Origin of the sequence: Marivirga tractuosa (genome assembly GCF_042140215.1) — a bacterium.
GTDB classification, from domain to species: domain Bacteria; phylum Bacteroidota; class Bacteroidia; order Cytophagales; family Cyclobacteriaceae; genus Marivirga; species Marivirga tractuosa_A.
Window position 1 is genome coordinate 2,891,386 of sequence record NZ_CP159478.1, and the last position, 19,659, is coordinate 2,911,044.

The 19,659-nt window shown below is 33.5% G+C and carries 17 protein-coding genes; 7 read left to right on the plus strand and 10 right to left on the minus strand.

All coding sequences use genetic code 11. The features are described 5' to 3' along the window. The first annotated feature begins 66 nt into the window (after nucleotides 1-66). From ABWH96_RS13020 to ABWH96_RS13030, 3 genes are read left to right on the plus strand one after another with little or no spacing between them, the layout of a single operon-like run. The gene (locus ABWH96_RS13020) at nucleotides 67-2,034 is read left to right on the plus strand and encodes a tetratricopeptide repeat protein (protein WP_375577965.1); all 1,968 of its coding nucleotides are present in this window, start codon (nucleotides 67-69) and stop codon (nucleotides 2,032-2,034) included. After that, nucleotides 2,021-2,203, plus strand: coding sequence for a hypothetical protein (locus ABWH96_RS13025; RefSeq protein WP_375577966.1), 183 nt, complete (start codon nucleotides 2,021-2,023; stop codon nucleotides 2,201-2,203). Before ABWH96_RS13020 ends, ABWH96_RS13025 begins: the two co-directional genes overlap by 14 nt. A gap of 4 nt (nucleotides 2,204-2,207) precedes the next feature. Beyond that, nucleotides 2,208-2,858, plus strand: a complete 651-nt coding sequence (locus ABWH96_RS13030) for a response regulator (protein ID WP_375577967.1) — start codon at nucleotides 2,208-2,210, stop codon at nucleotides 2,856-2,858. A 10-nt stretch (nucleotides 2,859-2,868) separates the two neighbouring features. Here the strand turns inward: ABWH96_RS13030 and ABWH96_RS13035 are convergent, their stop codons facing one another. The 4 genes from ABWH96_RS13035 to ABWH96_RS13050 form a co-directional block, all read right to left on the minus strand. After that, nucleotides 2,869-3,579: a class I SAM-dependent methyltransferase gene (locus ABWH96_RS13035; protein WP_375577968.1), complete on the minus strand. Its 711-nt coding sequence runs from the start codon at nucleotides 3,577-3,579 to the stop codon at nucleotides 2,869-2,871. Nucleotides 3,580-3,706: 127 nt separating this feature from the next. Then, entirely contained in the window at nucleotides 3,707-5,047 is a 1,341-nt protein-coding gene (locus tag ABWH96_RS13040; protein ID WP_375577969.1) for a dihydrolipoamide acetyltransferase family protein, read from the minus strand. 166 nt (nucleotides 5,048-5,213) lie between these two features. Beyond that, nucleotides 5,214-6,464 (minus strand): competence/damage-inducible protein A, encoded by a 1,251-nt coding sequence (locus ABWH96_RS13045; protein ID WP_375577970.1) that lies wholly within the window; start codon nucleotides 6,462-6,464, stop codon nucleotides 5,214-5,216. A 13-nt stretch (nucleotides 6,465-6,477) separates the two neighbouring features. After that, complete coding sequence (locus ABWH96_RS13050) at nucleotides 6,478-10,683, minus strand: S8 family serine peptidase (protein ID WP_375577971.1); 4,206 nt, start codon at nucleotides 10,681-10,683, stop codon at nucleotides 6,478-6,480. 126 nt (nucleotides 10,684-10,809) lie between these two features. On the opposite strand from ABWH96_RS13050, the gene paaN reads away from it, so the two are divergent. Beyond that, entirely contained in the window at nucleotides 10,810-12,477 is a 1,668-nt protein-coding gene (gene paaN, locus ABWH96_RS13055; protein WP_375577972.1) for a phenylacetic acid degradation protein PaaN, read from the plus strand. A gap of 584 nt (nucleotides 12,478-13,061) precedes the next feature. Then, nucleotides 13,062-13,484, plus strand: a complete 423-nt coding sequence (locus tag ABWH96_RS13060; protein WP_375577973.1) for a response regulator — start codon at nucleotides 13,062-13,064, stop codon at nucleotides 13,482-13,484. Between the two features lie 26 nt (nucleotides 13,485-13,510). On the opposite strand, the gene ABWH96_RS13065 is transcribed toward ABWH96_RS13060, so the two are convergent. Genes ABWH96_RS13065 through ABWH96_RS13075 form a run of 3 tightly spaced genes read right to left on the minus strand, consistent with a single transcriptional unit; the run spans nucleotide 13,511 to nucleotide 14,928 of the window. After that, nucleotides 13,511-13,630 (minus strand): Dabb family protein, encoded by a 120-nt coding sequence (locus ABWH96_RS13065; RefSeq protein WP_375577974.1) that lies wholly within the window; start codon nucleotides 13,628-13,630, stop codon nucleotides 13,511-13,513. 34 nt (nucleotides 13,631-13,664) lie between these two features. Then, nucleotides 13,665-13,940 (minus strand): hypothetical protein, encoded by a 276-nt coding sequence (locus tag ABWH96_RS13070; protein ID WP_375577975.1) that lies wholly within the window; start codon nucleotides 13,938-13,940, stop codon nucleotides 13,665-13,667. A 52-nt stretch (nucleotides 13,941-13,992) separates the two neighbouring features. Next, entirely contained in the window at nucleotides 13,993-14,928 is a 936-nt protein-coding gene (locus ABWH96_RS13075; RefSeq protein WP_375577976.1) for a mechanosensitive ion channel family protein, read from the minus strand. Nucleotides 14,929-15,011: 83 nt separating this feature from the next. Between ABWH96_RS13075 and ABWH96_RS13080 the strand changes: the two genes are divergently transcribed. Then, the gene (locus tag ABWH96_RS13080; RefSeq protein WP_375577977.1) at nucleotides 15,012-15,785 is read left to right on the plus strand and encodes an SOS response-associated peptidase; all 774 of its coding nucleotides are present in this window, start codon (nucleotides 15,012-15,014) and stop codon (nucleotides 15,783-15,785) included. 55 nt (nucleotides 15,786-15,840) lie between these two features. Here the strand turns inward: ABWH96_RS13080 and ABWH96_RS13085 are convergent, their stop codons facing one another. Continuing rightward, nucleotides 15,841-16,788, minus strand: coding sequence for an OmpA family protein (locus ABWH96_RS13085; protein WP_375577978.1), 948 nt, complete (start codon nucleotides 16,786-16,788; stop codon nucleotides 15,841-15,843). 77 nt (nucleotides 16,789-16,865) lie between these two features. Between ABWH96_RS13085 and ABWH96_RS13090 the strand changes: the two genes are divergently transcribed. After that, nucleotides 16,866-17,561: an NAD-dependent deacylase gene (locus ABWH96_RS13090; protein WP_375577979.1), complete on the plus strand. Its 696-nt coding sequence runs from the start codon at nucleotides 16,866-16,868 to the stop codon at nucleotides 17,559-17,561. Nucleotides 17,562-17,598: 37 nt separating this feature from the next. On the opposite strand, the gene ABWH96_RS13095 is transcribed toward ABWH96_RS13090, so the two are convergent. After that, entirely contained in the window at nucleotides 17,599-18,459 is an 861-nt protein-coding gene (locus ABWH96_RS13095) for a prephenate dehydrogenase (RefSeq protein ID WP_375577980.1), read from the minus strand. Further along, nucleotides 18,459-19,616 carry a pyridoxal phosphate-dependent aminotransferase gene (locus ABWH96_RS13100; protein ID WP_375577981.1) on the minus strand — a complete coding sequence of 386 codons (1,158 nt, stop codon included), beginning with the start codon at nucleotides 19,614-19,616 and terminating at the stop codon, nucleotides 18,459-18,461. Before ABWH96_RS13100 ends, ABWH96_RS13095 begins: the two co-directional genes overlap by 1 nt. Between the last annotated feature and the right edge of the window lie 43 nt (nucleotides 19,617-19,659).

A 19,659-nucleotide genomic window follows, 5' to 3' on the forward strand; every position in this document is an offset into this window, starting at 1 on the left:
CAAAAATGATGAGCTATCTTATTAAAACTATGCTTAATTATGTGATACACAATAATGATAGCTGATATGAAGGGTAAACTGTATTATATAATTTTTATATTTTTTACTTCCATTTTCTTTTATTCAAAGAGTATTGCGCAGGAAAAAGAACAAAAATCAGAGGTGATGGATAGAATTCATGCCCTATTAGATGATTTTGACACAAAAATCACTTCTGAACCTGCCCGGGCAAAAAGTTTGATTAACCAAGCGATTGTATTAAGTAAGGAATATAGTTTAGAAATTGAGGAAGCCAATAGTTACTTCCGATTAGGTAAACTACTCCTAAATGAAGGAAATTATGATTCTTCAAAAGTATTTTTAAAAAAATCATTAACAACTTATTTAAAACAGAAAGATTATAAAGGAATTAGTAAATGTTATAAAGAAATTGGTGTCCTTTTGGAAGAAACAGGACATAGAGAGGAAAGCTTAACTCACTATACCAAAGGATTGAAAATTGCAAGAGATCATGACTTCAATGAATTAATCCCTCCTTTCATCAATAATATTGGAACCATCTATCTTAAGCAACAACATTATGAAAAGGCATCTGAATTATTCAAAGAAAGTGCTTCCCTAAGCAAAGAAGGCTATCAATATGCTATTACCATCAATAATATTGGAGTTGTCAAGTATCAACAGGGACTCTTTGATGAAGCTAGGGATTATTATAAAAAAAGCCTTGAAGCATGTAATAATATAAAGGATGATTATTGCAGTTTAACACCTCTAAATGGTATTGCAAATACATATTTACAACAAAATGCTTTTGAAAAGGCATTGAAAACTACCCAGAAGGCAATCCAGATTCAGAAAAGAAAGAAATTAGATAAAGATCTATTGGTCAGTTATAATCGTCTAGGTTTGACATATAATGCAATGGGAGAATATATAAAAGCCATTGAGGAGTATGAAAGGAGTCTCAGAATATCCAAAAAAATAAATTCTATCCATACTCCTTATATACATGCGAACATATCCGACTGTTACCAAAATTTAAGAGATTATAAAAATGCACTTTCACACAGTAAAAAGTTTTATGAATTAAAAGACAGTATCAATTCCTTAGAGTATAAAATTAAAACCGAAGAATTATTGGCCCAATATGAAACAGAAAAAAAGGATAAGGAAATAGAACTCTTGAGAAAAAATAAAGCCTTGCGTGAAATCCAGCGAGAAAAAGAAATCGCCCTTTACGAACAAGAACTATTAAACAAGTCTTTGGAGGAACAAGAAAATAAATATGAGTTATTGCAAAGAGATAAAAAGATAGACCTTCTAAACAAAAACCGAGAACTTCAAAAGGCGAATATAATCAATCAGGAAAATGAACTGAAACGTCAAGCACTAATTAAGAATATTGTAATTGTCAGTTCAATCACCATCTTAATTCCTGTTATTATTTTATTGATCGTTTATAGACAAAAAGTAAAAAGCAGAGAGCAATTGGCAGCAAAAACTGAAGAGGTAAATCAACAAAAAACTCTTGAACTCATAAGAGAATTTGAAATTAAAACAATCAGAGCACAGATAGAGGGACAAGAAAATGAGAAAAAACGTATTGCCAAGGAATTACATGATGGGATAGCTGGAGGTTTAGCTGCCATAAAAATGAATTTACAATCATTGGATAATACTTCAAATCAAAACCTGCAGTTGAAAAAACTTATTAAAGGTGTTGATGCAATTTATTCTGAAGTAAGAACCATATCGCATAACTTAACGCCTCCAGAAATGCTTAATCACTCTTTTGCAGATTTTTTGAAGAAGTACCTGTCTGATGTTTCTGAAATTGCCACTTTTAAAATAGAATACATTTTTCATAATGAAAAAATACTGAATAAACTGCAAGATCATTTTAAAGTTGAGATTTATCGAATCTTACAAGAACTAATAACCAATATTATAAAACACGCTAAAACAGATTTTGTAGAAATTCAAATCTTGACTGATGATAATAATATCAATTTAATAGTGGATGAACGATGGTAAGGGCTTTGATTATAAAGAAAAATCCAACGGCTTAGGATTACAAAACATAAGATCTAGAATTCAAGCCTTAAATGGTAACATTAACATTGATTCGGTAAAAGGAAGAGGTACAATTATTAATATAGACATAGAATACAATTTAAAACCTGAAGTTAACATAGTGAATTAAAAATATGGAAAAAACTATCAATATTATTATAGTCGATGATCATCAAATGTTTTTAGAAGGAATAAGTGCGCTTTTGGAAAATATTGAAGATTTCAAAATAATTGAAACCTGCGAAAACGGAAAAATGGTTTTCCCTATTATTGAACAGCACTCTATTGATATCATCGTTACCGATATTAATATGCCAGAAATGGATGGAATAGAATTAAGTAAAAGAATAAAGCAAGAGTACCCTGATATAAAAACCTTAATATTAAGTACTCATAGTGACATTAATATGATTCAAAAATGCATTAAAAACGGAGTAGATGGTTATTTGCTCAAGAATGCTGAAAAAGAAGAATTAATAACCGCATTAAAAGAAATATATAAAGGAGAGAAATACTTTAGTCAATCCGTTAAAGATGACTATATGAATAGTGTATTCACTAAGACAAAAAACAAGAATTCATTAATTCAACTGAGCAGAAGGGAACTTGAGGTATTGAAATTAATTACTAAAGAATATACTGCACAAGAAATCGCTGATAAGCTATTTATCAGTCAGAATACAGTAAACACTCATAGGAAAAACTTACTTAGTAAGCTCAATGCAAAAAACACTGCTGGATTGGTGATGTATGCTGTTCAAAATGGGCTATTAAATGAAGATTGATTTAGAAAAGCTATTCCAAAACAAACACCATGCAGTGTTGCCACGGTAGATTATCAATATTTTCTTTCAATTGAAAACCAGCAGCCTCCATTTCTTTCACTGCTTGTTTTTCACTCATTTTATGTATTTCTTTAATGGGTACACTTTTGTCCTCAGCTCTATATTCGATCAAATAGATTTCACCCTTATCCTTTAAGGCATTTTTAATGGATTTCATCATCTCAATTGGGTAACTGAATTCATGATAAACATCAACCATCAAGACTTTATCAACGGAATTTTCTGGTAAATTAACGCTTCTTTCAGTTCCTTTTACCAATTCGATGTTATCAATACCCTCTTTTGATTTCCGCTCTCGAATGGCTTGCAACATTTCCTCTTGAATATCAACAGCATAAATTAATCCTTCTTCAGCTTTAGGAGCCATTTTAAAAACGTGATATCCAGATCCTGCCCCTATATCGGCAATTACATCGTTTGACTGAATGTTCATATTCTTCATCAACTTAGATGTATTTTCTTCTTTTTCTCTTTCTGGTCTTTCCAGCCAATTAATGCCTTGATACCCCATCACATGAGCTATTTCCCTGCCCATATACCACTTACCAGTTCCAAATCGATCACCTGATTTATAGGTGTAATCCTGATTAGTATCAGTAGTTTGAGCACTACAACTAAAGAAATATAAGGAGGTAATGAAGTATAGAGCTAGCTTTTTCATGTGGTTACTTTATAAAATAGAAACCAATCAAAAGTCAAATGGTTTAATTAATATAAAAGATTCTAATACAAAAAAAAGGACTGCAAAACAGTCCTTTTAAATCAATTTAAAAAAATCAAATTATTTATTATAAATCCTTTTTAGGATCCCATTTTTCTAAATAGTCAGCCACTCTTCTTACTACCATTCCTCCTAATGAACCATCCACAACGCGGTGGTCATAAGAGTGTGATAAGAACATTTTATGTCTGATGGCAATTACGTCTCCTTGAGGAGTTTCTAAGACAGCAGGTTTCTTTACAATCGCTCCTAATGCCAAAATACCAACTTGTGGTTGCATAATGATAGGTGTACCCATCACATTACCAAATGAACCTACATTAGAAATGGTAAATGTACCACCTTCTAATTCTTCCGCTTTCAATTTTCCATCACGGGCTCTTCTGGCTAAATCATTCACTTTATTAGCCAATCCTCTGATGTTTAATTGATCAGCATCTTTAATCACAGGTACAATCAGATTACCACTTGGCAAGGCTACAGCCATACCAATATTAATGTGTTTCTTTTTGATGATTCGATCACCATCAACTTGAACATTAATCATCGGGTAATCCTTGATAGCTTTAACAACTGCCTCAATAAAGATTGGCGTAAAGGTTAAGTTACCGTTTTCTTGTTCCTTAAAAGTATTTTTATGCTTGTTTCTCCATTGCACCACGCTGGTCATATCCGCCTCCACAAATGAGGTTACATGTGGGGAAATACGTTTTGAATCCACCATTCTACCCGCAATCATCTTACGCATTCTATCCATTTCGATGATTTCATCATCACCAGAAATACTAACCGGAACTCCTTGTGGAGCAGCTTGGGCTGTAGGCTGTGAATTTGCAGCAGGCTGAGCAGCACTTGGCTGAGGTGCAGCTTGTGCAGGTGCATCTCCTCTATTATCTAAATAGGATAAAATATCTTTTTTGGTAACTCTTCCATCTTTTCCAGTACCTGAAATGGATTCTAATTCAGCCATTGCAATATTTTCTTCCTTAGCAATATTCCTCACTAAAGGAGAATAAAATCTTCCTGACTCAGAACGAGCAGCAATGTCATGCCCATTAGTTCCAGCACTTGAAGATAGGCTAGTTTCAGCTGTTGCAGTTGCAGGCGCTGAGCTTTCCTGCTTTTCAGGTTTTGCAGCAGCTTCGTTATCGGCAGCGGCAGCACCTCCTTCAGTCTCTATAATAGCTATTGGCTTTCCAACCGCCACTATATCTCCTTCTTGAACCAATATTTGTTTTAATACTCCAGCTTCTAATGCAGGAACTTCAGTATCTACTTTATCAGTGGCTACTTCCAATACTGATTCATCTTCTTCAATAGTGTCACCTTCTTTTTTCAACCAGGTAAGCACTGTTGCTTCCATTATACTTTCACCCATTTTGGGCATTACCATTTCTACCGTTGCCATGAAATAATTAGTCGTTTATTGAAATGAAAAAACTTTTTGAAATATACTCAATTTTTCAAAGGACGTTTTCCTTTATTCTATAATTAAACAAATTCGACAGTTTTAGTTTCCATAGTAAAACCAAATCAAATTTGTACAAAATTAACATTTATAAACTTTTTCTCAATTATTTTGAGCTTAAAGTTTGTCGAACCAAATTTAATAATGTATTTGAGGTAATCTCGATATTACTCTCCCTATCAAACTGGAAATGATACAATTTCGTTTGGGTATTCTCTCCATCTGCCAAAGCTACCCATGTAGTTCCCACTGGTTTCTCTTTAGTTGCCCCTCCAGGCCCCGCAATTCCACTAGTTGAAATACCAATATCCGCACCAAAAAGTTCACGTACTCTCTCTGCCATTTCAATCACAGTTTGCTCGCTAACCGCTCCATTTTGCTCTATGGTTTCCTTTTTTACACCCAAAATATTAATTTTCAAGTCATTATGGTAAGGATTAATGCCTCCTCTATAATATTCGGAGCTTCCTGCATTGGATGTAAATAAATGGGCAATATAACCACCAGTGCAACTTTCAGCACAAGCAATAGTCAAGCCTTTTTCTCTTAGCAACTCCCCTATTTTGGCAGGTAAATTACTTTCATCTGTACCATAAATATATTTCCCAATTTGACTGTAAAGCTTATCAACCTCCTCATTTATTAGCTTTTGTAATTGTCCTTCATCCTCACCAGAGGCAGTCAATCGTAATTTCACTTGATTTAATCCAGGCAAATAAGCCAACTTTATTTCTTTTGGAAGATTATTTTCCCAATCCTCTAATTTTTCTGCCAATATGCTTTCTTGAATACCTACGGTCTTCACCATTTTATGGATGAGCACAGGAGTTTTATAAATTTCCTTGAACTTAGGCAAGATGGTATCTTCCATCATATATTTCATCTCCTTAGGAACACCTGGCATTGAAATAAAGACTTTTTCATTTTTTTTAAACCACATTCCAGGAGCAGTACCATATTTATTTTCTATTGGAGTACATTGTTCAGGTAACTCAGCCTGACCTTTATTCAATTCATTCAGTTCCCTACCTCTTTTAGCGAACCGCTGTCTTAAATCCTCTAAAATATCTTCATGTATCTTCATTCCAGAATTAAAATATTCTGCTAACAAGGGCTTCGTTAAATCATCTTTTGTAGGCCCTAACCCTCCAGTAATAATAATAATATCAGCATTTGACTCAGCTTCTTCAAAAGCTCTCATCATAGCATCTCTATTATCAGCAACAGTAACTTTTCGTTTAACTCGTATGCCTAGTTTATCTAATTCAGCACTGATGTAATGAGAATTAGTATCTAATGTTTGTCCATACAATATCTCATCTCCTACGGAAATGAGTTCTGCGTAAATATCCTTCATAAAATAAAATATGTTAACGTCTGATTACAAATAAAAAGGAGGCTTCCTGCTTTCCTTTCCTAATAATCAAATAATAAGCTCCTTGTTTTAATTCTGAAACATCGATTATTTCTGTTTGCAATATAGGCTTATCATTACTTGCCTTTAATACTTCTTTGCCTTTAGTATCAATTATGCTATAAGTATCGAATTTAAATTGATTTTTACCCGTCAGGTGAACAAATTTATCAGCAGGGTTGGGGAAAATAGAAAAGTATGATTTTAACTCGTTTTTATTTCCTAGCAAGGGATCATTAAAAACTACAATCTGTTTCTCTGAAAACTCACTACACCCCAAGGAGTCAGAAACTTCTAATTGAATCTTAAATACACCAGCTTCAGAAAACACATGATTGGCTCTAGCATTCTCCCCAATTGATTGATCATCTATTTCCCAAGTCCATTCGCTCGCACTTTCCGATAAGGATTCCAATTTGATTTCTTCATCAAATGCTAAATTGATGGTATCATGTGAAAGGGAGAAATCGGCATTCAAATCACTTACAAAAACTGGGACTTCAACTATTTCTGAAGGATTAACATTATCTACATTCACCGCAAATACGGTCATGTTTTCACTTACTTCATCTATATTTACCTCTGATCCTTTTCCTAAGAATTGAGTTAGTTCCCGATCTTCAAAATAATAAACCTTATCGGAATTTAAAGCTGAAAGTGTTACGCTCTCACTTTGACACAAGAAATAATTTTCAAATTCGGGGTTTTCACTTGGAGCGTTCTTAAATAAAACAGAATCCACACAATTAGTCTCTGATATTGCAATTAATTTAAGATTACCATTATTGAGTTTATTCAAATCAAAATAAACTTCATTTACTATTCCCAAAGTATCTTCATTTATCATCCAGATATGCTCTTGAGATAATTCGCTTGTGCTTTTAGCCAAACCTCGCATCTTGGTATTTTCGGAGGATATATCAAGACTTACCTCCATTTTGGCTCTAAGCGGAATTACTTTTGCCTCTATTTGGATTTTTTCAGAAGGGAAATCACCCGTTTCATTCCTTAAGTAAAGTGTAGAGTCTTTCGTAATATTCTCTATTATAAATGCTGAGCCCTTATATATCTGATTCTCTAATAAACTATCCGAATAAACCGTCAATTCTTCAATATTAGGATCTTCCAAAATCAAATCATCATTCATACAAACCTCTACATTTTCTAACTGAGGCTTTGCTGATCTTTCAAAAACCTTGAAAGATTTTGAAATAGTATCTTGACACCCAATATTTGTACTTATTATCAATTCAGCAGAATAATCACCTACTGAATCAAGTATGATGTTGGGATGTTGCTTGGAGGAAGAAAAACCATTACTGAATTTCCATTGCCAACTAAAAGCATTTTCACTTTCATCTTGAAATCTGAAGGAATTTGTTTCATCAGGATCGATTAAAATAGTATCTGATGGTAAAGAAAAATCTGCCAACGGCTTTTGAATTGAAACAACCAATCGCTTCCTGAGGCCGGAAATACCCAAAGAATCTTTTTCCACTACATAAAAAGTGGTGTCCTTAGCTAAAGCCCCTACTTCAAAGTCCGTGCCTGAATAAAGTACCGTGTCCACAGTTGCTGATGCATAAATATCATACTCATGATTTTCAGGAGCAGATATAATTGGATTATCATTTTTACAAATAAAAACTTGTCTGCCAAAAGGTGGTAAAGTAAAACTTAAAGAGTCTTTTTCTTTAGCTTTTGAAACTAAAGCTTTCAAATCGTTTAAATTATTAGCACGCAAAACTGCTAGAGAAATGGAATGAGTTGAAAAAGCTTGAAATTCTGCTAGCATAATTCCATGAAGGCCTGCTATATTATTCCCTCCTGCCTTCTCTCCTGCCATTTGTTTAGAAAAAGAATTCTGTAATACATTTTGAATTACATTTTGCTTTAAACTGTCATTTTCCAAATCACTGTCATGAGCATTTTCATTTCCTAAATCAAGTGCATAAAAAACAGAGTCTTGATCAGATAATAAACTTAAACCCACATATTCATTTTCTGATTCATCAAAGGCATAAGAAAGTTGGAGAGCACTATCATATTTTAGTGTATTGTTTATTTTATCACCTAAAGCATAGTCAGTAAATAAAGAAAAGTATATGGAATCATAATCATTTTCACTCCTGTTTTCTAATCTATATTGATGAATTAAAAAATCGCCTTCATCATCCCACCCTAAAAACCTTTGATTTACATAAATATCAAGAGCTGACGGAACTTCATCATTTTCTTTAAAAACACTCCTAACATCAAAATCAGCAGTAATATCATCATATCGCTTTAAAGATTGAATACTTTGAAAATCATCTACATATTGAAAAGAATTGGCATTAATTAAAGTATTTCTTACTAGGCTATCTTCTCCAGCAAAAAGAATTAAACCCATATGGTCAATCAGTTTATTTCCATTATGAGTTACTGCATAATTATTGAAAGGTGTTTCACTACTTCTTCCAAAATTTCCAGTTGCCGTAAAACCAAAATTCCAATTATTATAATTGAATAGTTTAATTTTTGGACTACTCTGTATTTGAAATGATTGGTAATCCTCATAAAATTCTCCATCAAATAATACTCTAAAATTTAGTGCTTCATCTTCTGGTAAGTTTTCTGAAAGTACTACTTTAAAAGGATTGCTATCATTACTTACTTTTTCAAAAGTATCTAATGACTCAATAGTATAATCCCCTTGTAAAATAGTGACATAAGGGCTTGATGAGGTCAACTTTGCATTTACATTCTCTGTTATTTCTAAATAATTTGTGAATTCCAAAGTGATTTCCAGTGTGTCGCCAAAGTAAGCCGCTTCTTCCAATCCATTAGTATAATTCACATCACTTATTCTAATGGAAGGTGTATCAAAATCAGCTATAGATTTAAATACATTTAATCTCCCCTTACCAAATTTGTATTGAAAATCGCTATTGTTTCCCACATCACTAATGTCATCACTGCTTACCCTCAATTGTTCCATAACCTGAGAAGCATTCCATTCTGGAAATACAGAACGAATCAGGGCTGCGGCACCTGCCACCATAGGGGCAGCATAAGAAGAGCCACTATCATTGCCATAGGTATCATTATTTTCAGTAGTATAAATTCCCACCCCAGGAGCAACTAAATCAATAAAATCGCTGTAAGTAGCATTGGTATTTCGACTATCATCAGAATTCACATAACCTACAGAAAGTACATTATCATATGAAGCAGGAAAAAAATCTAATTCAGCATCTGTATTTCCAGCAGCTGCAACTACTACCACATCTTTTTCCAAAACTGCATAATTAATAATGTCTTGTGAAAATTGAGAATATCTACCAGTACTTCCCCAAGATAAGTTGATAACATCACAGCCTTGATCAGCCGCGTAAATTATGGCTTCATAACTATTTCTAGAAAAATTATCCTCCGTTTTAAAAATTTTAATGGGCATAAACTTGGTATTAAAGCCTACTCCAGCAATTCCTGTATTGTTATCGGTTGCAGCAGCCGCTATTCCTGTAACACCAGTTCCATGAGTGCTTCCATCTGCTTCAGGAGAGTTATCATTATCGGCAAAATCCCATCCGTAATAATTATCTATGTATCCGTCATTATCATTATCCACACCATCAATTGGGTCATTAACATTCAAATACAAATTCCCTACTAAATCCTCATGATCCAAATCCGCTCCAGTATCTATTACACCAATCACAATATCCTCATCACCTTGTGTGACATTCCAAGCATCATAAATATTGATTTGAGCTAAGTGAAATTGAGCTTGTCCAAATTGTGCCTCTGGATCATTAGGCACATACAAAGGCTTAACATTAGGATATTGCTCGGCATATTCAATATTTTCGAAGCTGTTCAAATAATCAATATACTCAGCTTCTGTAATATCTTCACTAATCTCTAATTTATAAATATTATCTAATCGGCTATCTCCAGCAGTTCTTTGATTATTAGTAGTCCTATTTTTTATAATTTGAATATTCTTAATATTTCCATCCTGTTGCAGTCTATCAAGGCTTAATTCATTAGCTGTATTTTTTCTTGCAGATGAATCTTCCTTTTTGAGTTTCACTACAATTAGTCCAGGAACATAATCTTGTGCTAAACTTTGCTGAAAAATAAAAACAACCAGCAATAGTGGTAAAATGTACTTCATAGGTTGACTTTTAAGGTATTGTTTTTTCTAAAAATTTTTCCTCTTACAGAAAAGCATTTTCTCGCTTCAAATCTTAAATGTATATTTAGGCTTTGAGAATATAACACAAATTTAAAAATATTATCCATGAGTTTATACGAAAAGCACAAAGACACTTTAAAAAAGGCAATAGATGCTGTTCATGATCGCTCTTTTTATGCGCAATATCCTGAGCATCCATCTCCAAAAATATACGGAGAAACTGCTGATAAAGATGGTCAAGACAAATTCAAGGCAAGTTTAGATAAAAAATTTGAAGATTTACTTCAAGCGGATCCAGAAGCATGGGTTGGACAGGAAGAATCTCCTTACTTACAAAAACCATTAGGGATTTTATATCCATCATTCAGTGCTGAAACATTGATTGATAGAAGTCAAAAAGCTTGGACACAATGGAGAAACACTCCTATTGATGATAGAGCAGCTATTTTAGTAGAAAGTTTGGACAGATTTAAAGAACGTTTCTTTGAAAATGCCTATGCAACTATGCATACTACTGGGCAAGGTTATATGATGGCATTTCAAGCATCAGGTCCTCATGCAGCTGACCGAGCTATGGAAGCTGTTGCTTTTGGATATGATGAATTAAAAAGATTTCCTGAAAAGAAATTTTGGGATAAACCAATGGGCAAATTCAATGTACAGTTGAATAAAAGCTGGAAACCTATGCCAAAAGGACTAAGTATGGTGGTAGGTTGCAGCACCTTTCCTACATGGAATTCAGTCCCAGGCTTATATGCTTCATTAATCACAGGAAACCCATGCATAGTGAAGCCACATCCAGGTGCTATTTTACCAATGGCCATTGTAGTTTCTGAAATTCAAAAAGTATTAAAGGAAAATGGAATTGACCCTAATGTTTGTCAATTAGCTCCTGATACTTATGATAAAATGATCACCAAAGACTTGGCAGAAAACAAAGCTATAAAATTGATTGACTATACAGGTAGCTCTGCGTTTGGCAGCTATTTGGAAGGATTAGAAGGCAAAATTGTCTTCACAGAGAAAACAGGGGTTAATTCAGTTATTTTGGATTCTGCTGAAAATATTGACAAAGTAGCTCAAAACTTAGCCTTCTCGGTTTGTTTATATTCAGGTCAGATGTGTACTTGTCCTCAAAACTTCTTCATCCCTGAAGGTGGGATCAATACTCCTGATGGCAAAGTAAGCTTTGAAGACTTTGCACAAAAATTAGTGGACAATATTAATGGATTGGTAGATAATCCTAAGGCAGGACCATTTGTATTAGGAGCGATTCAAAATGCAAATACGCTAAGCCATACTGAAGAAGCTAAGAAAATGGGGGGCAAAGTATGGTTAGAAAGTAGAACGATTGCTAATCCCATGTTTGACAAAGCTAGAACAGCTACTCCGATTGTAGTTGAAATGGATACATCTGATGAAGATAAATTTACCAAAGAGTTGTTTGGCCCTGTAGTTTTATTAATTAAAACTAAAGACACCAATCAATCAGTGGATTTAGCATCAAGCTTAGCGGAAAACCACGGGGCTATTTCTTGTGCAGCTTACACTACAGATGAAACAACTAAAAATTTGATAATGGATAAAATGGGAATGGCCGCTACTTCTGTTAGTTTTAACTTAACTGGTGCTATTCATGTGAATCAAAATGCTGGTTTCTCTGATTTCCATGTTACAGGAGGTAACCCAGCTGGAAATGCTTCATTGACTAATCCTGAATATGTAATTAAAAGATTTACTTGGGTAGGATTTAGAGAGCCTGCTGAAGGGTAAAATATAGAAAAATAATTGTTGAAAACCCGAGCTGAGAGGCTTGGGTTTTTTTATGTCCAAACTGATAAAACTTAATTTGGACAGATATTCAGTTAAAACTGAAATGGTTTAAACCGCAAAGTAACTCTAAGATTTTCACGGAGATTCACAAAGTATATATTAGCTAAAGCTGAAAAGATTAAACCAATACATGTCCCGAAATAATCAGGAAAGGGACAATAGAAAATAAAATATTTTTAACTAAAGCGAAAAAATGAATAAATAATAAAAATACAATTTTACAACACTAAGTAATTCACCTAATAAATTTTAAGTTCATTACTTATTTCATCTAATATATGTTACTCAGGTTCATAAATAGCTTATTAAGTAAAATATTAAATACATTTTGCAACTGATTAAAAATCATGTAGCCTCAATTATTCAATTAATCCAGCAATAGTCTCTCTTCATCGAAAACATGAATCCTTATATAGTTCTATTCAGTTAATAATAATACATTTACAATACATTCATCATTATCCATCTTTTATAATCTAATAGTAGCATCATCATTAGGCCTACATTTTTTAATCCTTAAGGCTATGGATACTTTTGACATTTTATTGGTAGAAGACAATGAGGCCGACATCCTCATCACGCAGGAAATATTGAATCAAGGAGAAGGTTTGAATACGCTTAATTCATTAAGTACAGCAGAGGAAGCAATTCTATATTTAAATAAAAGGGCGCCTTTTCAAAATGTTAAAAAGCCAGACTTAATTCTTTTAGATTTAAACTTACCCAAGAGCAATGGTTTTGCAGTATTGGTTGAAGTAAAAAGTACTCCAGAATTAATGGATATTCCAGTAATTATTTTAACCTCTTCAAGCTGTGATTATGAGAAAGAATTTGCGATGAAAAACCATGCTGATCTTTATATGGAAAAGCCTTTGGATTTAAATCGAATGAAAAGATTTCTAAAAGAAATGGAATACAATAAGGTAAATAAAATTAACAATATTTAAGTCATTAGGTGCATTGGATTAAAAGGTTAATCATCTAATCCTATTATCTCAGAATCATAAACTTTAACGTCTTTCCATAGGTGTTTATATCTTTCTATAAATTTAAGGTGATCAGGATGCTCTGCATAAATTTCGTAATCATCCATAGTTTCAAACCATGTGAAAATTGAATAATTAAATTCATGGTTCAGTCACCTCTCTTGATTTAGTAGAACCAGTAATTCCCACTTCTGATTTATGAACTACTTTAATTGAAAGGAGTTTTTGCAAACCTTTTTCAAATTCCTTTTTATCATCCTCAGAAATACTATCATTTAAATAAAAATAGACATTATGCTGTAACATACCTTCAGTTGATCGGACTTCATTATTGTCTGACCCTTTACTTGAGTCTTGGCAAGACAAGCTTAGGCATGAAACTGATAACAAGACTATAAACTGAAATAACTTCTTCATTTTTTTAAAAATTTAGAGTAATGAAATGACATATAGGATTATTAAGTGGAAATTACTTATTGCCCAAACCATTCTTTGGACCTATGTTCATTTCCGATAACTTCTCCCCTCCTTTTATACCAAAATCCAATGTTCTGATTGGGAATGGTATAGTAATATCTTCTCTATCGAATGCATCTTTAATTGCCATTATAGCTTTAGAACGCATTTCCAAAAATGTTGGGTTATCTGGAAATTTAATCCAAAATTTAATTTCAAAATTTATGGAGCTGTCTCCAAATTCTTTATAAGTAAATATCATATCATCTTTTCGGATTACCCCTTCCATATTTTGAAGTGTTTCCAATACCAAATCATGAACTTTATGAAGGTCATCACCATAAGAAACCCCAACTGCCAAATCAATCCTTCTTTCTCCTAGAACAGAATAATTGGTAATTGAATTTGATAATACGTCTTTATTAGGGATATATACCTCCTGGCCTTGATAAGTCCGGATAACGGTAACTCGTAGATTTGTTCTGCTTACAATACCCATTAAATCATCAACTTGGATAACATCATCTATCAAGAACGGCTTTCTAAAAGCTAGAATAATACCTGAAACAAAATTTGCTGCAATATCCTGAAATGCGAAACCTAATGCCAAACCTACTACCCCTACACCAGCCAATAGAGAGGTTACTGCTTTATCCAGATTCAAAATATCAAGGATAATAAATAGCCCAATACCTAACATAGCATAATAGATAATGGTCGAGAAAAGGTTTTCTAGTGCTTTATTATCTGATGATTTCCTAAATACCTTAATGAATAATTTCCGAACCAAACGAGATAAAACAACAAACAGGATAAATAAAATGACGGAAAGTAACATATTCGGAATCATTTCCACCAAAACTTCCAGCCATGACTCCACCTTGTCTGTCACTGCTTCTATTGGCTTTTCAAATTTATTACTTACTGAATCAATAGTATTATTCTGCATTATTAGGTAGGCTTTTTGTTATGTATAATTTTTAAGTTCTTAATTATTTCGATAAATCCAAAATAATTTCTTTACATTAAAATATGTGTTATGATGTTGCCTATTTAACCCAAAAGAAACAAAAGTATGCTAAACGGCATCCTGATAAGGATATGAGTGCTTTTGAAGATTTATTTGATGAGAATGGTAATCCTGTCAAACCCACTTTTCATGCTATGGGATTTGAACACCCCAAATTACCAATTATTACCAATGAACAGCCAGATGAATTCAATTTATTTCAGTGGGGTTTAATACCTTCTTGGACTAAAGCCGAAAAACAAGCAAACGAAATTCAAAACAAAACTATAAATGCTCGAGGTGAAAGTATGTTTGAAAAACCAGCTTTTAGGAAGGCTGCAGTAGAAAAAAGATGTATTATAATGGTAGATGGTTTTTTTGAACATCATCATCAAAAAAAGCAATTAGTGCCTTATTATATCAGTTTGAAAGATAATACTCCTATTAGCTTGGCTGGGATTTGGGAAAAATGGGAAAATCCTGAAAATGGAAAAGAAATCAATACTGTAAGTGTGGTAACGACTAAGGCTAATCCATTGATGGCAGGAATTCATAACAACCCCAAATTAAAAGAACCAAGAATGCCTTTAATTCTACCAGAGGAACTAGAAATTGAATGGTTATTAAATATTGAAGATAAAGTAAGTGAGGAACAAGTAAAAGCACTCATTCAACCCTTAGATGAAAATTTAATGCAAGCATGGCCAGTTAAACCAATCAGAGGGAGAAAAAATAGAGCACAAACTGCTGATATTTTACAAAAACATGAATTTGGCGAACAGTTGGACTTATTTTGAAAGTCAAAAACTTAAAGTTAGAGATAGATTCCTACCTCTAACTTTAAGCTTTAAATTAATTGCTTTCCAATATTTGAAATAATTCATCCAGTTTAGGAGTAAGTATAATTTCCGTTCTTCTATTTTCTCTTCTACCTTCAGCATTTTCATTCGATGCTTTAGGAGAAAATTCTCCTTTACCAGCAGCTGTTACTCTCTCTGGTGAAGCTCCATTATTAGTCAAAATCTTAACAATTGAAGTAGCTCTTAAAACACTCAAATCCCAATTGTCCTTTAAATACCGATTATTTCCTGAAATAGGCACATCATCTGTATGTCCTTCCACTACAATATTCACATCCTGATTATCCTTCAGAACTTGTGCTAACTTCTTTAAAGCTTCTGCTCCTTTTTCATCCACCACAGTACTTCCAGAGTTAAATAAAAGTTGTTCCGCCAAGGAAACATATACTTTCCCATTTTTAACTTCAACAGTCAAATCATTTTCTTTAAAATTAAGAAGTGCTTCACTTACTTTTTGCTTTAATGCGTTTACAGCAGCCTCTTTATCTGCCAGAATTTTTTCTAACTCAGCAACCCTTTCTTCACGTTCCGCCAAATTAGCAGCTAGTTCATCATTTTTCTGTTTGGAGATTTCCAAATCAGCTTCCATTTGCAAGAGTTGCTTTTCTTTATTACTTAAATCTTTATTGAGCTTTCCACTACTGCTCATCAATTTATCATAATAATCGTTCAGTGTTTCATATTGCTGTTGCAAAGAGTCTAAGCTATTTTGAGAAGCTTGATAAGCTTTCCTAGTTTGTTCTAATTTCTCTTGTTCTTCAGTTAGTTCTGCCTCTAAGGATTCTATGGCATTTTCTTTCATTTTCACTTCATCCTCCAACTCCATTTTTTCTGCATCTAGCTTAACCTTTTCCGCTAAAAGCTCATCATATTTTTTCTGTGTTACGCAGGCTGCACTACTAAAAATTATTAAGGCAATAAAAATTGTTCTTGCTATCATTTTTTCAGGTTTTATTATATTGAAGTCTCTAACGAAACGAATTAAATATTGATTGTATCTATTCAAAATTTAAAGTTATGAAAAAGAAATTAGTAGTCTTAACAGGAGCTGGAATAAGTGCAGAAAGTGGAATCCCAACATTCCGAGGAGCTGATGGATTATGGGAAGGCCATGATGTGATGGAGGTAGCCTCTCCTCAGGGATGGGAAAAAGATCAGTCATTAGTATTGGATTTCTACAACCAAAGAAGAAAGGCTGTTTTGGAGGCTGAACCTAATGACGCACACAAAATACTTGCTGAATTGGAAGAACATTATGATGTTCAGATCATTACCCAAAATATAGATGATTTGCATGAAAGAGGCGGTTCTTCGAATGTTTTGCATTTACACGGTGAAATTAAAAAAGCCAGAAGCTGTGTGGATGAAAATCTAGTTTATGAACTGGACGGTTGGGAAATCAAAGAAGGAGACTTATGTGAAAAAGGCTCTCAGTTACGCCCCCATATCGTTTGGTTTGGTGAAATGGTTCCTATGATAGAACCAGCTGCTAGAATTACCGCTTCCGCAGATATTTTATTAGTTGTGGGTACTTCCCTGCAAGTTTACCCTGCTGCGGGTTTAATTCATGAAGTCGGGCATGATGTGCCCATTTATGTAGTAGATCCCAGCACTCCTGAATATTATGGAAGCAATCAGGTTACAGCTATAGCTAAAAGTGCGGTTGAAGGGATGAGAAAATTAAAGGAGAAATTAAAAGAGCAAAGCCAATAAATCCTCAAAATCATTTTCATTGACTTATAAGTCTTAATTATTTCAGTACTTTTTTAATCTCATTTGCTTTATGCATCAATGCTTTCAATGCAGCACTATCCCCTACTTCCAATTGCTTTTGAAAGTGCTGTAACTGCATAATATATTCATCTAAAGCTTTGCTAAGATGTGTTTTATTCTGCTGAAAAATAGGTGCCCACATATCAGGGGAGCTTTTGGCTAAACGGACAGTACTGGCAAATCCACTTCCTGCCAAATTAAGAATGTTTTCTTCATCTTTTTCAATATTCAATATCGTCAAGCCTAACATAAAAGAACTTATATGCGAAAGATGGGATACATATGCCAGATGCTTATCATGGTTTTCTGCATCCATGAAGATGTTGTTCATTCCAACTGTCTCAAATAACCAATTGGCATATTTCTGTGCAAGATCATTACATAGTTCAAACTCACAAATAATATTTTTCTTACCCTCAAAAAGCTTAGGAAATGCGGCTTCTGGCCCTGAATATTCTGTTCCAGCTATTGGATGTGCAGCGACAAATTGTGCTCTTTTAGAATGTTGGCTCACGCATTGACAAATACTGGCTTTAGTTGAGCCTGTATCAATTACTACAGTTTTATCAGAAATTTTAGTTAATAATTCAGAAAGGATAGCCTGAATAGCACTTACAGGAATGGCTAAGATAATTAAATCTGAACCTAGTACTTCTTTATCATCTGCTGATTTGATTTCATCAATCAAATTCAACTCAAGGGCTTTTGCAGCATGATTATGGTTTTGATCCACTCCAAAAATTTTGATATCTGGAAACTTACTTTTGATGGCTAAAGCAAAACTCCCTCCTATTAATCCTAAACCAAAAACACTGAGGCTATTAATTATTCTGTTCATTATTGATAATTTTGAAGGCGATATAATGCCATCTTAAACTGATTTTCATTGGCGCATAAAGATATTCTGATGAAGCCATGCCCTTGTGTTCCAAATATAAAGCCTGGGCTTAGAAAAACTTTATATTCATAAAGCAAATGATCAATCAATTCCTCCGATGAAGAAATATTAGCAGGCAATTTTGCCCATAAAAATAATCCTTGCTGATTTTTATCAAAAGAACATCTTAATTTATTTAAAATCTGTTCAGCTAGTGATCTTCTTTGTAGATAAACAGCATTTAAGTTTTCAAACCAATTTTCCCCCAATTTTAAGGCTTCCGCAGCTGCTAGCTGTAATGGTTTAAACATACCACTGTCCATATTGCTTTTTACTTTTAGAATAGCATCTATAATATCCTTTTTACCTGCACACCATCCTACTCTCCAGCCTGCCATATTATGCGATTTACTTAAAGAATTAAGTTCGATTGCTACTTCTGAAGCTCCTTCTATTGATAAAATACTTTGATAATCCTGATTTAAAATCATGGAATACGGATTATCATTCACTATCAAAAAATGATGCTTTTTAGCAAGTGCAACCAATTTCTGAAGCATTTCTTCTGGATATTGAACACCTGTTGGCATATGAGGTGAGTTAAGCCAAAATAATTTTACATCATCCAAATCCATTTTTTCAATTGATGCTATATCCAATTGCCAATTATTCTCTTCTTTTAAATCGTAATAATTAATATCTGCTTGAGCTAAATTGGAAACAGCTGCATAAGTTGGATAACCTGGATTAGGAACTAAAACCTTTTCACCAGGATTAACAAATGCTTGGGTTATATGCATGATTCCTTCTTTGGAACCAACTAAGGGTAAAATTTCTGTTTCTGCGTTTAGATCAACTTGAAAATATCGAGTATAGTAATCCGCTATTGCCTTTCTCAATTCAGGAATACCCCTGTATGATTGATAAGCGTGAACATCTGGATGAACTGAAGCTTCATTCAAAGCCCGAATCACAGAAGGATGTGGTGCTAAATCAGGACTCCCTATTCCTAGATTTATTACTGGAAAGTCTGGACTATCCAAACTCCTTACTTCTTGTAATTTTTTACTAAAATAATATTCCTCTACACTCTTAATTCTATTAGCTGTTTCTACCATAATCTAAATTTAGAAAACAAAAAAGCCCGAACATTATGCTCAG